Below are 14,666 nucleotides of genomic sequence, written 5' to 3'. Positions count from 1 at the left end.
GGACGCAGGATATCCCGTTTACGGGGCAAACGGAGTCATTGGCTATTATGACACGTTCACGCACCGTGATCCTGTCATCGCAGTCGGATGCCGGGGGACTATCGGTAGCGTACATATCACGCGGTCGGAGAGCTTTGTCACCAGTAACTCGATGGCCCTAGACGAGCTCAAAGACGAGCGGGTGGACTTGAGATTCCTTGCACGTTTTTTGCAGTTCCGCGGGTTCAAAGATGTTGTTTCCGGTTCCTCCCAGCCCCAGCTCACGCGGCAAGGGATCTCAAAGGTCGCAGTCCCCCTTCCACCCCTCGATGAGCAGCGGCGCATCGCGGCAATTCTCGACCAAGCCGATGCCATCCGCACCAAGCGGCGAGGGGTTATCGAACGTACTGTCGAGGTGATCGACGCGAAGTTCTCTCTTGAATTTCCTAGATCCAGGTATGAAACACGGCCCCTTTCTGAGCTTGGCGCCGTTTTGACCGGAAAGACCCCCCCGACGAGCCGGGGCGGGATGTTCGGAGGTGAGATCCCATTCGTGACGCCCGGAGACCTTGAGGGGGAAACCCCTGCGCAGCGGTCAGTGACGAACGAAGGAGCACTCCTGAGCAAGACGGTGGCGGCGGGATCAGTATTAGTCTGCTGTATTGGCACGATCGGCAAGACAGGTATAGCGAGCGAAACCGTCGCATTCAACCAGCAGATCAATGCGGTGGAGTGGTCCGATTCGGTGGATCCTGTTTACGGCCTCTACGCAGTGCGTCAACTGAAACCCTTGATGAGATCGCAGGGTGACTCCACAACTCTCCCCATTCTGCCCAAATCGCGATTTGGTGCCCTCGAAATCCCTGTCCCAGATATGAAAGTACAACGGGAGTTCTCGCAATTCTCCTCAGCGGTTTGGGTGGCCGCCAAAAGTGTGCGGGCTGCACTGGCGCAAGATGACGCGTTGTTCGACTCCCTCCAAGCCCGAGCGTTCAAGGGGGAACTGTGATGGGAAATTTCGACTTCATCAAAGCCGAATGGTCGCAGGTGTACGAAGACTGCGCGAAGGCGGAGTCGTACCTCACGAACGACCCGCGCTCTGCTTGTTTCTACGCGCGGCGCAGCATCGAGGTGCTCGTCCACCACTTGTACGACCTCGCGGCGTTGAAGTCGCCGGTCCACGATGACCTGTCGGGGCATATCACGTCGTCGCAGTTCAAGAACCTTGCGGGGCAGGGCATCGTCAACAAGCTCATGCTCATCAAGAACATGGGCAACAACGCTGTGCACAAGACGCAGCCCATCCCCATCACTACGGCGACCCAGGTGCTCAACGAGCTGTTCCACGTTGTCGTCTGGGCGGCGTTCCGCTACTCGACTACACCAAACTCGGTGCCCACCGGCCTGCAGTTCGACCCCAAGCTCGCAGCACAGTCCGCGCCGCTTAGCCACGCCGAAGTGGTAAAGCTCGCCGAAAAGTTCCAACATCAAGACGCCGCCCACGCGGCTGCTCTCGCTGAGAAGGACGACCTGCTCGCGCAGCACGAAGCCGAAATCGAAAAGCTCCGCGCCCAGGTGAAGGCCGCGCAGGCCGCCAAAACCCTCAAGGACGACCACGACTACCGCGAAGACGAAACGCGCGACGCGTTCATCGACCTACTGCTCCACGAAGCCGGCTGGCCGTTGGAAGCGAAGGACGACCGCGAATACGAAATCATGGGCATGCCGAGCAAGACCGGCAAGGGCTTTGTCGACTACGTGCTCTGGGGCGACGATGGGCGCCCACTCGCCGTCGTCGAAGCCAAGCGCACGCGCCGCTCACCCAACGAAGGCCAGGAGCAGGCGCGCCTCTACGCCAATGTGCTTGAGGCGCAGTTCGGACGTCGTCCGATCATCTTCTTCACCAACGGCTACGAGCACTACCTTTGGGACGACGCGCCCGAGATCGGCTACCCGCCGCGTCGTGTCAGCGGCTTCTACACGCGCGCCGAACTCATGCGGCTCATCGAACGGCGCGGTACCCGTCGTCCGCTCGCCGACGAGCCCGTCGACACCGACATCGCCGGCCGTCACTACCAGGTGCGCGCGATCCGCGCCGTCGATGATGCCCTCCAGCGCTGCGAGCGCGCCGCCCTGCTCGTCATGGCCACCGGCACCGGCAAAACCCGCACCACGGCCGCGATTATCAAGCAGCTCATGGACGGGGGCTGGGCCAAGAACGTGCTGTTCCTCGCCGACCGAACTGCCCTGGTCAAGCAGGCGAAAAAGACCTTCACGGCGCTGCTGCCCAACGACCCCGTGGTCAACCTGGTCGAAGAACGCAACGGGCAGGGCCGCATCTACGTGTCCACCTACCAAACGATGATGGGCCTCACCCAGCAGCTGAACGCCGACGGCACCCGCCGCTTCGGCGCAGGCCACTTTGACCTCATCGTAATCGACGAAGCGCACCGCAGCGTCTACGCCAAGTACGGCTACCTCTTCGACCACTTCGACTCGCTGCTGCTCGGCCTCACAGCAACACCCAAGGACGAGGTGGACCACAACACCTACCGCCTCTTCCAACTCGACGACGGCACGCCCACCGACGCATACACGCTCGACGCCGCCATCAAGGATGGCTACCTCGTGCCGCCCAACGGCATCCCCGTCGGCACCACGTTCCTGCAGCGAGGGATCCGCTACGAGGACCTGAGCGCCGACGAGAAGGACGCGTGGGATCTCATCGACTGGGGCGAGGACGGCCCACCCGATGGCGTGGAGGCGGATGACATCAACCGGTTCCTCTTCAACGCGGACACCGTAGACAAGGTGCTCGCGATGGTGATGGAGCGCGGCCACAAGGTGGCAGGCGGCGACCGCATCGCAAAGACGATCATCTTCGCGAAGAGCCAACGGCATGCGGACTTCATCGCGGCTCGCTTCGACGCACAATGGCCGGCTCTGGCTGGTACCTACGCGAGAGTGATCACGCATGGGGTGTCGTATGCGGACACGCTCATCGAGAATTTCGGCAACCCGGAGTCGGCGCCGCACATCGCCATCAGCGTGGACATGCTCGACACCGGTATCGACGTACCCGACGTCGCCAACCTCGTGTTCTTCAAGCCAGTGCGCTCACGGACCAAGTTCTGGCAAATGATCGGACGCGGCACTCGTTTGCGGCCGGGGCTGTACGGGGAGGGTGCGGACAAGGAGGATTTCTTCGTCTTTGACTTCTGCGGCAACTTGGAATTCTTCAGCGCCGACCCAGCCACGAATGATGGGTCGACCCAAAAGTCGCTCACGCAACGCATCGTCGAAAACCGGGTCGCACTCGTGAGGGGGCTCGATGCTTCACGAGGCGAGGGGGAGTTGCGGCGGTCGACCGCGGACGCGCTGCACGAGTTCGTCACGGGCATGACCCTCGACAACGTGCTCGTACGTCCGCACCGTCGCCTCGTGGAGAAATTCACCGCGCGTGAGGCATGGGAGTCGCTTGACGAAGTCGCTGCCGCCGAGGCGGTTTCCCTGGCGGGACTGCCGAGCACAGTGGGCATGGGCAAGGAACCCGCCAAGCGCTTCGACCTGCTCATCCTGCGTCGCCAGGTAGCTGATCTTGATGGCGATGCGGCCACGGCTGAGCGTATGCGGGAGACCATCCAGGCAATCGCGCACAACCTCCTTGGCAAGTTGTCGATCCCGCTTGTTGCAGCACAGACCGAACGCCTTGAGGATGTGGCAAGCGACGAGTGGTGGGTGGATGTCACACTGCCGATGCTCGAACTCGTCCGGCTGCGCTTGCGTGAGCTGGCCGCGTTCGTTACGTCAGAGGGCGGCAAGAACCCCGTCTACACGGACTTCGAGGACACGTGGATCGAGCCCTCGGACGTGACGCTTCCCATCGTTACGCCGGGTCTGAACTGGGAGCGATTCCGGGAAAAGGCGACTGCCTACCTGCGCGATCACGAATCAGATGTCGCGCTGCAGAAGCTGCGTCGTAACAAACAGCTCACGGAGACGGACCTCGGAGCGCTGGAAACCATGTTGGTCGAGGCTGGTGCCGAGCCGTCCCATCTCGAGCGAGCGAAGATCGACACGGGCGGGCTGGGCTTGTTCGTGCGCTCGCTCGTCGGGCTGGATCGCGCTGCCGCGATGGAGGTGTTCAAGGACTTCCTTGATGGCACCCGATACACCGCGGATCAAGTGAGCTTCATCGAGTCGATCATCACGGAACTGACAGCCAACGGTGTCATGCCACCAGGACGCCTGTACGAGTCGCCCTTCACTGATGACCTGCCGCGGGGCCCGGACATGATCTTCCCCGACAAGGACGTCACCGTTATCGTCGAGACACTAAAGTCGGTTCGCGAACACGCACTTGTCGAGTCCCATCCTGCATGACGGTTCTCGAGAATTGGCCGAGCCGGGAACCGAAGGTGACAGCATCCAACGGGCGCCAAACGGCGACTTCTCGTGAGAGCGCCCGAAACATCATGGCTACGCGATGCGGGGCTGGGGCGTCGCATGAACACGGAGGACACATGAAGGCCGTCGTCTCGCAGTTGCTCGCGTTCCTGCGCACGGGCGATCAGTCCATCGTGCCGATGTATCAGCACTTGTCTTCCTGGCATGGAGCCGACTGTGCCCAGCAGTGTTCGGACATCATCCGCGCGGATTCGAGGCCCAGTCTGGGTCTACACTTCACCGGTTCGGCGGTCCACGTGGCGATGGATCGATCCACGAACACGTCTGCAGAGCCAGGTCTCATCAACGGTCCACAGCCCGTCACCACGGTGACGCCCCTGCTCGTAGGGCTCGCCGCACGGTTGGCGACGTTACCGGCGGGCGAGCAGGAACCGCGGGACGGCTCCTCGCCGAAGATCCGAAATGGCTTCCTCACTAATGGCGATGCGGAGGGTCCGCGTCAGTCAAAGCTCGTACTGGAGCCGGCGGAGCTGCTGGCCGGTGCCACTACCGAGGGCGCGCGTCGATGAGACTTACGAAGGCAGAGTTCAGCGGATTTGGTCGGCTCGCTGAGGCGCAGATCAATCTGGACCACAAGGTTGTGGCCATTGTCGGACCGAACGAGGCTGGCAAGACGACCTTGCTCCGAGCGCTCGCCTATATCGATAACGGCGAGTCGCTCACCGTTGCTCAGCGATCCCGTGGCCTTCCCGGTGACATCGCCGACGACCACGTCGTCGTGCAGGTCCAGTACCGACTAAGCGAAGGTGATCAGGCCGCCGTCGCTGACTTCGATCTGCATGAGAAACCGACCGATCTCTGGCTCTCAAGGACTGCGGGCCCCGGCGAATTGGTTCGAACGGTCGTACCGGCTCCCCGCAAGAACCTCCTCACACTCGCATCTGCGCTTGGTGACGTGAAGGACAAGGCGACCAAGTCCGCGTTAGAGGAACTGGAGGTGCAAGCGTCGACTGAGTCGGCGGACGGCGAGGAGCCGGAGCAGCTCGACGAGCGTTGCGTATCGTTTGTCAACCGCCTGCAGCATGCGGTGGCAACGGTTGAAACCCAAGACGTCAACGCGCTCGTGCAGCAGGCATCGGATCTTGAACCCGCGAGCTGGATTGCCGAGTTCGAGGAATACGGGCTCAGCGGTGAGATTCGCGCCGCGCTCGAAAGAGTCCAAGCATGGATCGATCGGCCCGACCCCACTGCCGAGGTTGCACAGGTCCTCTACAAGATCTCTCCAGACATCCTGCTCATGTCCGACGCGGACCGACTCCTCGAATCGAGCTACGAACTCACTGAGGCGCGCGTCGAAGAGCCACCAGCAGCGCTCCGCAACATCGCCACTATGGCCGAGCTTTCCTTGCCCGACTTGTGGAAGACGATCAACAACGGCGATGAGGGTGCCCGCGAGACTCTGATCGAACAGGCGAACCAAACGCTGCAGGCCAAGTTTGGCCAGGTCTGGAACCAGTCGAGCATCTGCGCCCACCTGAAGATCAATGGTGCCAGCCTGGAGATTCGGATGAAACAGGATGGGCGAACGATCACGCAGTTCCACGAGCGAAGCGCGGGCGTGCAGATGTTCGTTGCGTTGGTGGCGTTCCTAACCGTAAAAGGCCAGACTGTGCCGCCGATCCTCCTGATCGACGAAGCCGAGACCCACCTGCACATCGATGCACAAGCCGATCTCGTGAACGAGTTCATGACGCAGACCCGCGCAGCCAAGATCATCTACACGACCCACTCGCCAGCTTGTCTCCCGCCTGACCTTGGCACAAACATCCGGGCGGTTGTTCCGGATCCCGCCAACGGCCAACGAAGCCTCGTTGAAGGTAGCTTCTGGACGAAAGGGGTCGGCTACTCGCCGCTGATGCTGGCGATGGGCGCCGGGGCGGCGGCCTTCTCGGCAGCGCGCAAGGTTGTCCTTGCTGAGGGTGCGACCGAGATGCTCATCTTGCCGTCACTCATCAAGGCGGCGATAGGGGCTGAGGACCTCGACTACCAAGTCGCCCCTGGGCTGGCTGAAGTGCCGGTGTCCATGTACTCCGATCTCGATCTCGAAGGTGCGAGAGTTGCCTTCCTTGTAGACGGCGACCAAGGGGGCAAGAAGCTCCGCACTGCACTCATGACAGCAGGCGTCCCTGCAGACCGGATCGTCACCCTTGGCGCGCTCACTCTGGAGAACCTGCTCGATGCCGACGCCTACAAGCAAGTCGTGGTCATCTTGGTTAACGAGGCTGGGCGAGACCCGATCGCTGTCTCTGACCTGCCGGACTTGCGGGTCGACAGCACGACGCTGTGGCCGACCGTGATTGAGTCCTGGGCCCGGGAAGGGGGGTACCAGCTGCCCGGGAAGCGGGTCATTGCCAGCCGCCTCGTCGAAGAAGGACTCGCCATCCCGAGTGAGGAGGGCGCCCGGATCCTCAAGGCTGTACACGAGTCGCTGATGAAGGTGCTCGACGGAAGGAGTACGTCAGCGGACGTGAGTACGGTCAACGAGCGGATCTAGAGTGCCGCCTACGCCATCTCGGGCAAGGACGCGGGGAACGATCACAGGTTCAGCTTAGGCCGCGAGTGTGAAGGGCCGGTTAGCTTGGCTCCGAACTGGATAGGCAAGGCGCCGAGGGGCTCTGGGCTCGCTGCCGGTGGTACTTTCGCTCGATCCGGACCACGATCGCGAGCCGCAGATCCTGCCGCGGCGACCAGCGCGGTTGATTCAGGACGTTTGTCTGCAGGCGCGACCAGAACATCGCCATCGCGCCATTCGCGCCAGAGGCGCCGACTCTGCCCACGGATCCGACCATGTGGTGACGGCGCAGCGCCCGAGCCATGGCCCTGCTGCGGAACTGGTTGCCCTGACCACGTGCAGAATGCATCCTACGATCTCGGTCCGGTGGGCGACGGCGACGCAGAGCGCATCGGTGGCGAGCTTCGCGGTCATGCCATCCGAGCGAGTAGCTCCCCATGGGTTTCGAGTACGCCCCCTTCGCCGTTGGGCCACCGCTAGTAGGGCTGGCGGGCGAGCGCGAGTATCTGGCACGACAACGCCATGAGGATCCCGCTTCGGCGTGGGTAGTCCCGATCTGCGGTGCTGACTTCTATAAATGCCAGAATCTGGACTCTCGGGGATGGCCTGTGGCCCGCATCACGAACAACGTAGCCTGGCCGGATGGAGACCCATGTTCTTACTCCGCAGCAGATCTTCTACCAGCCTCAGCAGTTGGTCGTGCCGCCGTTCCAACGTCCCTATGTTTGGGAGGAGGAAGAGCAGTGGGCGCCGTTCTGGCTAGTTGAGTCCCGCATAGTGGTGTAGCGCGGTCGCCGAGATCGTCCCGGTAGTGGACGTGGTGCGGCCACCGCGTGATCCTTCGAGTGAACCTCTCACAGCACTCTCGAACGGAGTCATCACGATGACCGCACCACACATTGTCGACCCTGCTGGCCTGCTGGGTGAAGCCCTGTCCGAAGCAAGCCCGGATCTGATGCGTTCGCTGCTGCAGACGATGATCAACGCGCTGCTGTCCGCGGACGCCGACGCCGTCGTCGGAGCCGAGTACGGCCGCCCCAACCCGACCCGCACCACGCAACGCAACGGGTACCGCCACCGCGATCTGGACACCCGCGTCGGAACCGTCGACGTCGCCATTCCGAAGCTGCGTAGCGGAACCTACTTCCCCGAGTGGCTCCTCGAGCGCCGCAAGCGAGCCGAGTCCGCGCTGATCACCGTCGTCGCGGACTGCTACCTCGCCGGGGTGTCCACCCGCCGCATGGACAAGCTCGTGAAGACCTTGGGGATCGACGCCCTGTCGAAATCGCAGGTCTCTCGGATGGCGGCAGACCTGGACCAGATCGTCGACGACTTTCGCCACCGGCCTCTGGATGAGGCGGGGCCGTTCACGTTCGTGTCCGCGGACGCGTTGACGATGAAAGTGCGCGAGGGTGGGCGCGTGATCAACGCCGTCGCGCTGGTCGCGGTCGGTGTCAACGCCGACGGGCACCGCGAAGTCCTCGGACTACGCGTAGCGACGTCGGAAACGGGGCCAGCGTGGAACGAGTTCTTCGCCGACCTGACCGCCCGCGGCCTGACCGGCGTCCGCCTGGTCACCTCCGATGCCCACAAGGGCCTGGTCGAAGCGGTTGCCGCGAACTTGCCCGGCGCCACCTGGCAGCGCTGCAGGACGCACTACGCCGCGAACCTAATGTCGGCGACACCCAAGTCGATGTGGCCGGCCGTCAAGGCGATGCTGCACTCGGTGTACGACCAGCCCGACGACACGGCGGTCCAGGCGCAGTTCGACCGCCTGCTGGACTACGTCGACGACAAGCTGCCCGAGGTCCACGAGCACCTCGACGCCGCCCGCGCCGACATCCTCGCCTTCACTGCCTTCCCCAAGGACGTGTGGACCCAGATCTGGTCGAACAATCCCGCGGAGCGCCTCAACCGCGAGATCCGTCGCCGGACCGACTCCGTAGGGATCTTCCCCAACCGCGCCGCGATCGTGCGCCTGGTCGGTGCCGTGCTGGCCGAGCAAACCGACGAATGGACCGAAGGCAGGCGCTATCTCGGCCTCGACGTCCTCGCCCGCTGCCGCGTCAACATTGTGCCCGCCCTCGACACCGAGATCGGAGCTGACGCCCTGCCCGCACTGACCGCCTGAACCATCAAAAGGACCACGCAGGCGCTACACCACTACCCGGGACTTGACCAAGAGGGAGGGTCGGGTACTCGGGGGAGGAAGAAGCCACTGTGGAACGGGCGGGACTGGTACGTCTCTTTTGGCGGTGATCGCAACTGGGAAGACGCACGGCGCTATGGATTCTTGTCGGCGGGCGGTGGAAAGTTCTACAGCCGGACGATTCGGGCCCTGCCGGAGGAAGCCCGCGTTTGGGTGAACGTCCCCGGAACTGGGTACGTCGGCGTGGGCGTCACGACCGGGCCCGCCCAGCGCTTCGAAGACACGGTTCTCGCGACTGGCGGACGAGACGTTCCGTTGCACTAACAGCCGTTGATGGGTTCGTACTGGCACGCAGGCTCAAACACTGACGATGATGCTGAGTGGGTGGTGCCTGTGGAGTGGCTCGATACGCGCTCGGTCACGGACGCTGTGTGGGAGAAGGGGATGTTCGCGAACCAGAACAGCGCGTGCAAACTCCGTCAGGAGTTCACCCTGCAACGGCTCAGCGAGCACTTCGACGTCGACCAGTAGCGACAGGGCGGGCAGTGATGAGCTTTTCGTAAAGGCCGGGCCGCATGGGCTCAGGGTACGGCTGGGCGCTTGTCTTCACTGCGTAGTTGGTGACGGTTGGGGCTTCCCGCCGCCCCACCTTCTACGGGCTGACGCATCGCTAGCGGTTGTCGGGGGCTAGGCCTATGCTCGCGCCCATAGTGAACTGCGTCTCACGAGCATGATTGGCGCAGGCGCGGGCAACGCGGCGATGCCGGCGGATCCGTAGGGGCGATCCGGGCACACGCACGAGTCGACGGCCCGGTGCGGCTGACCTGAGATCACACCGCAGTCAGCACGTCCCGAACCGCTCGACCTCCTGAACGGACCACACGACCATGCGCATCCTGTTCATCGGCGCCGGCGGCGTCGGCTCGGCCGCCGCGAAACTCCTCGTCGAGCGCGACTTCTTCGACGCACTCGTCGTCGCCGACTACTCCGCCGAGCGCGCCGAGGCGAGCGCCCGCGCTGCGTCCGAGCGTCGTGACGGCGAAACCCGAGTCGCGTCCGCTCAGATCGACGCCTCGAGCGCCGAGGGCGTCGAGGCGCTCTGCCGCGAGCACGCCATCACGCACGTGTTCAACGCCGTCGACCCCGTCTTCGTCATCCCCATTTTCGACGGAGCCTTTGCCGCGGGCGCCGACTACCTCGACATGGCGATGTCTCTCTCGAGACCCCACGAGAGCGAGCCGTACGCGAACGTCGGCGTCAAGCTCGGCGACGAGCAGTTCGCCAAGGCCGACGCGTGGGAGAAGGCCGGACGCCTCGCGCTCGTCGGCATCGGAGTCGAGCCCGGCCTCTCGGACGTCTTCGCCCGCTACGCCGCCGACCACCTCTTCTCCGAGATCGACGAACTCGGCACCCGCGACGGCGCCAACCTCGTCGTCACCGGCGACGACGGCAACAGATCTTCGCGCCGTCTTTCTCCATGTGGACGACCATCGAGGAATGCCTCAACCCGCCCGTCGTCTGGGAGAAGGACCGCGGCTGGTTCACCACGCCGCCGTTCAGTGAGCCCGAAACCTTCGACTTCCCCGAGGGCATCGGCGAGGTGGAGTGCGTCAACGTCGAACACGAGGAAGTGCTCCTCATGCCGCGCTGGGTCGACGCCAAGCGCGTCACCTTCAAGTACGGCCTCGGCAAGGAGTTCATCGGCATCCTCAAGGTGCTCCACACCCTCGGCCTCGACTCAACGGAACTCATCACCGTCAAGGGCCAGCAGATCTCGCCGCGCGACGTCGTCGCAGCAGCTCTGCCCGACCCCGCCACCATCGGGCCGCGCATGAAGGGCAAGACCTGCGCCGGACTGTGGGTCACCGGCACCGGAACGGACGGCGAGCCGTGCTCGACGTACCTCTACCACGTCGTCGACAACGAGCAGACGATGAAGGACTACGACTCCCAGTGCGTCGTCTGGCAGACGGCGATCAACCCCGTCGTCGTTCTCGAACTCCTTGCCATCGGTGCGTGGTCCGGCGCCGGCGTCCTCGGCCCCGAGGCGTTCGATGCCGTGCCGTTCCTCGACCTGCTCAAGGCGCCGAAGCCCGACGGTTTCGGTTCCCCCTGGGGCATGCGGGAGCAGTGAGGTGAGATGGGCGACGCAGGATCGGTCGCGACCGTCGTCACCGAGGGCAAGGGGCTTCGCGCGGGCGCCCTGAGCCTCACCGGGAGCGTGGTCGTCGGCGTGGCCTCGACGGCACCCGCGTACTCACTCGCCGCAACGCTCGGCTTCGTCGTCGCGGGTGGCGCGGGCTTCAAGGCGCCCGCCATCATGCTGCTGGCCTTCCTGCCCATGTACTTCATCGCGGTGGCCTACCGAGAGCTCAACGAGGCCGAACCCGACTGCGGCACCACCTTCACCTGGGTGACCCGCGCCTTCGGCCCCGTGGCCGGCTGGATGGGCGGCTGGGGCATCGTCATCGCCGACATCATCGTCATGGCCAACCTCGCCCAGATCGCGGGCGCCTACTCGTTCACCCTCGCGAACGAACTCGGCCTGCACAACAGCCTCGACACGAGCACGTTCTGGTCCACCGCCGCCGGCCTCCTGTGGATCGGCGTCATGACGTGGATCTCGTTCCGCGGCATCGAAGTCTCCGCCCGCCTGCAGTACGCGCTGCTGACGATCGAGGTGCTCACGCTCATCATGGTCGTCGGGGTGGCGCTGTGGAAGGTCTACTCCGGCAGCGCCCCGGCCGGCTCGGCGAAGCCGTCGTTGTCGTGGCTGTGGCCGAGTGGACTCTCGATGTCGGTGCTGTCCTCGACAGTGCTGCTCGCCGTCTTCATCTACTGGGGCTGGGATTCGGCCGTCTCGACGAACGAGGAGGCCGACGATCCCAGCCGCACGCCGGGGCGCGCCGCCGTCATCTCGACGCTGCTGCTCCTCGTCATCTACGTCTTCGTCTCCATCGCCACCGTCGCGTTCGCCGGAACGGGGGACACGGGCATCGGGCTCGGCAACGAATCCAACGCCGACGACGTGTTCACCGCCATCGGGCCGGCGCTCTTCGGCGACACCTTCCTCGGCCATGCCGGGCTGGCGCTCCTGGCCATCTCGATTCTTACCTCGTCGGCCGCCTCGACGCAGACGACGATCCTCCCGACGGCGCGCACCGCCCTGTCGATGGGCGTGTTCCGCGCGCTGCCGGCCAAGTTCTCCACCGTCCACCCGCGTTACCAGACGCCGACGTGGTCGACGCTCGGGATGGGCATCGTCTCGGCAGGTTTCTACCTGCTTATGACGCTCATCAGCACGAACATCCTCGGTGCGCTCATCGGTGCGATCGGGCTGCAGATCGCCTTCTACTACGGCATCACCGGCTTCGCGTGCGCCTGGTTCTACCGGCACTCGCTGCGCACTTCGGCGCGCCACTTCGTCAACCGCGGCCTCATCCCGTGCCTCGGCGGGGCGCTCCTGTTCCTCACGTTCGCCTACGCCGTGAAGTCGTACGCCGAACCCGACTACCTGCTCGACGACAACGGCAAGAACGTGACCATCTGGGGCTTCGGCGCCGTGGCCGTCGTCGGTGTCGTCTCGCTCCTGTGCGGATTCGTGCTCATGGCCCTGCAGTGGTCGCGGGATGCGGCGTTCTTCCGGGGGCGGACGCTGCGCACCGGCTCGTTCGAAGACCTGCAGCGCTGGCGCGCCGAGGGCACCCAGTACGGCGTCATCGGTGGCGATGTGACGATCACGCAGGAAGGCGACCTCGTCACCGACGGCGGGCTCAGCGGCGTACCGACGGGGCCGACCCCGACAACAGGCGAAGGTGAAACGCGATGAGCGACTCGACCGTCCGATACCTCGTCGCGTGGGGCGGCGACGCCCGCTCCAAGGACGCCCTCGCCCTCGGGGCGACGCTCGCCCGCACCTTCCGGGCCGAGCTCGCCGTCGTCTACGTCGTGCGCGAGGAGACGTTCGGCGCCCACACGTTCGGCGACGTCGGTTTCACCGAGGAAGTCGTGCGCCAGGCGAGCGAGGGCGTGCAGAAGCACCTCGACGCGCTGACCGACCTCGACGGCGTCGTCCTCCACGTGCGTCGGAGCAGTTCTGTCGCGGCGGGCGTGCTCGACGCCGCCGAGGAGATCGACGCCGACCGCATCGTCATCGGCGCGGGCACCGGCACCCGGACGCTCAGGTCGGGCAGGGCAAGAACCTCAAGGAGGCCATCTCGCACATCGAGTGGAAGCCCGACAGCGCGCTGATCATCGGTTCGTCCCGCCTGGCGCAGGGCAAGCAGATCTTCATCGGTACAGTGGCGAGCCGGATGCTCGCCCACCTGCCCATCCCGATGATCGTCGCCCCGCGAGGCGTATGAGAACGAGGTCAGCCCCATGAAGGTCGTCTGTGCCCCCGACTCGTACAAAGAAGCGCTCTCAGCGGTGGACGCCGCGGCAGCGCTGGCTCGGGGTGTGCGTGGCGTCCTTCCCTCGGCGGACGTCGTCGAATTGCCGGTGGCCGACGGGGGAGAAGGCACGACCGAAACCCTCATGGCGGCGATGGGCGGTCAGCTGATCGCCGTGGACATCACAGACGCGCTCGGACGTCCTCGCACAGCTGAGCTCGGGTGGGTCGCTTCGGAACGCCTCGCCGTCGTTGACGTCGCGCAGGGGGCCGGGCTGCATCACATCGAGTTGGAACTGCGCGACCCGTACCGCTCCTGCAGCTCTGGTGTCGGGCACCTCGTCTCGGCCGCGCTCGACCTCGACCCGCGCCGGGTCGTCATCGGTCTCGGAGGATCGGCAACGAACGACGGTGGCGCGGGCATGATCTCTGCGCTCGGTGGGCGCTTGCTCGACTGCAACCTCAGGCCTGTCACTCCGACGCCCGAGGGCATGCACGATGTGGCGTCGCTCGACCTGTCGGAGCTCGACCCGCGGCTTGCGGGTGTCGAGGTGATCCTGGCCAGTGACGTGACGAATCCGCTGCTCGGGCCCGACGGCGCAACGGCCGTCTTCGGGCCGCAGAAGGGCGTGACGCCCGCGCGGGTGCCCGTGATCGAGACGGTGCTCGCAGGATGGGCCGACGTTCTCGAGACGGCGACGGGCCGTGAGGTCCGCGACCTGCCCGGGGCGGGCGCTGCCGGGGGACTCGGCGCTGCGTTCCTCGCTCTCACGGGTGCGACGCTCCGGCCGGGTCTTGATGTCGTCGCCGAGGCCGTGGGGCTCGAGGATGCGGTGCGTGACGCCGACCTCGTGCTCACCGGCGAAGGCCGCATCGACGGGCAGACCCGCTTCGGTAAGACGCCCTGGGGCGTCGCCGAAATCGCCCGCCGTCACGGCGTGCCCGTCGTCATGCTCGGGGGAGAGGTCCGCCCGGAGGGGCGCGCTCTCATCGACGACACGATCGTCGCCGTCGAGCCGATCCACGCCGGCTACACCGACCTCGACGAGGCGCTCGCCAACACCGGAGCCGACCTCGAACAGGCAGCGGCGTCGGCCGTCGAGCGAATTCGGTAGAGGCGCGGGGGGGGGGGGGGGGGCCCCCCGCCCCCCCCCCCCCACCCCCCCGCC

Annotated in this window: 9 protein-coding genes and 2 pseudogenes; all 11 read left to right on the top strand. The window is 65.0% G+C overall.

The features are described from left to right. Nucleotides 1–19: 19 nt before the first annotated feature. Nucleotides 20–367 (top strand): annotated as a pseudogene (locus K9D12_RS15325) (restriction endonuclease subunit S); the annotation flags it as partial. Between the two features lie 27 nt (nt 368–394). Then, nucleotides 395–988, top strand: a complete 594-nt coding sequence (locus K9D12_RS15320; RefSeq protein ID WP_370633504.1) for a restriction endonuclease subunit S — start codon at nt 395–397, stop codon at nt 986–988. Next, nucleotides 988–4,362 (top strand): DEAD/DEAH box helicase family protein, encoded by a 3,375-nt coding sequence (locus K9D12_RS11555; RefSeq protein ID WP_223060294.1) that lies wholly within the window; start codon nt 988–990, stop codon nt 4,360–4,362. Before K9D12_RS15320 ends, K9D12_RS11555 begins: the two co-directional genes overlap by 1 nt. A 140-nt stretch (nt 4,363–4,502) precedes the next feature. Next, a complete protein-coding gene (locus tag K9D12_RS11550) occupies nt 4,503–4,955 on the top strand; it encodes a hypothetical protein (RefSeq protein WP_223060293.1) in 453 nt (150 codons plus the stop codon). Continuing rightward, nucleotides 4,952–6,940, top strand: coding sequence for an AAA family ATPase (locus tag K9D12_RS11545; protein WP_223060292.1), 1,989 nt, complete (start codon nt 4,952–4,954; stop codon nt 6,938–6,940). The genes K9D12_RS11550 and K9D12_RS11545 overlap by 4 nt, the downstream gene beginning before the upstream one ends. 901 nt (nt 6,941–7,841) lie before the next feature. Beyond that, entirely contained in the window at nt 7,842–9,089 is a 1,248-nt protein-coding gene (locus K9D12_RS11540; RefSeq protein ID WP_223060291.1) for an IS256 family transposase, read from the top strand. Nucleotides 9,090–9,500: 411 nt separating this feature from the next. After that, the gene (locus tag K9D12_RS11535; protein WP_223060290.1) at nt 9,501–9,638 is read left to right on the top strand and encodes a hypothetical protein; all 138 of its coding nucleotides are present in this window, start codon (nt 9,501–9,503) and stop codon (nt 9,636–9,638) included. 356 nt (nt 9,639–9,994) lie between these two features. After that, nucleotides 9,995–11,241, top strand: a pseudogene (locus tag K9D12_RS11530) (saccharopine dehydrogenase family protein). 6 nt (nt 11,242–11,247) lie between these two features. Beyond that, on the top strand, nt 11,248–12,936 hold the full coding sequence (locus K9D12_RS11525; protein ID WP_223060289.1) for an APC family permease: 1,689 nt from the start codon (nt 11,248–11,250) through the stop codon (nt 12,934–12,936). Next, entirely contained in the window at nt 12,933–13,358 is a 426-nt protein-coding gene (locus K9D12_RS11520) for a universal stress protein (protein ID WP_223060288.1), read from the top strand. The genes K9D12_RS11525 and K9D12_RS11520 overlap by 4 nt, the downstream gene beginning before the upstream one ends. Before the next feature lie 129 nt (nt 13,359–13,487). Beyond that, nucleotides 13,488–14,612, top strand: a complete 1,125-nt coding sequence (locus K9D12_RS11515; RefSeq protein WP_223060287.1) for a glycerate kinase — start codon at nt 13,488–13,490, stop codon at nt 14,610–14,612. Nucleotides 14,613–14,666: the final 54 nt, after the last annotated feature.

The sequence above is a fragment of the Dermacoccus sp. Tok2021 genome, assembly GCF_019895135.1.
Taxonomy (GTDB): Bacteria; Actinomycetota; Actinomycetes; order Actinomycetales; family Dermatophilaceae; genus Dermacoccus; species Dermacoccus abyssi.
Note: the sequence above shows the minus strand (reverse complement) of the source record. Positions and strands in the feature narration are given on the sequence as shown.

What these genes read in the sequence shown, in the direction of transcription:
- K9D12_RS11555 (WP_223060294.1), top strand. Translation starts at nt 988, where the DNA reads ATGGGAAATTTCGACTTCATCAAAGCCGAATGGTCGCAGGTGTACGAA.
- K9D12_RS11550 (WP_223060293.1), top strand. Translation starts at nt 4,503, where the DNA reads ATGAAGGCCGTCGTCTCGCAGTTGCTCGCGTTCCTGCGCACGGGCGAT.
- K9D12_RS11545 (WP_223060292.1), top strand. Translation starts at nt 4,952, where the DNA reads ATGAGACTTACGAAGGCAGAGTTCAGCGGATTTGGTCGGCTCGCTGAG.
- K9D12_RS11540 (WP_223060291.1), top strand. Translation starts at nt 7,842, where the DNA reads ATGACCGCACCACACATTGTCGACCCTGCTGGCCTGCTGGGTGAAGCC.
- K9D12_RS11525 (WP_223060289.1), top strand. Translation starts at nt 11,248, where the DNA reads ATGGGCGACGCAGGATCGGTCGCGACCGTCGTCACCGAGGGCAAGGGG.
- K9D12_RS11520 (WP_223060288.1), top strand. Translation starts at nt 12,933, where the DNA reads ATGAGCGACTCGACCGTCCGATACCTCGTCGCGTGGGGCGGCGACGCC.
- K9D12_RS11515 (WP_223060287.1), top strand. Translation starts at nt 13,488, where the DNA reads ATGAAGGTCGTCTGTGCCCCCGACTCGTACAAAGAAGCGCTCTCAGCG.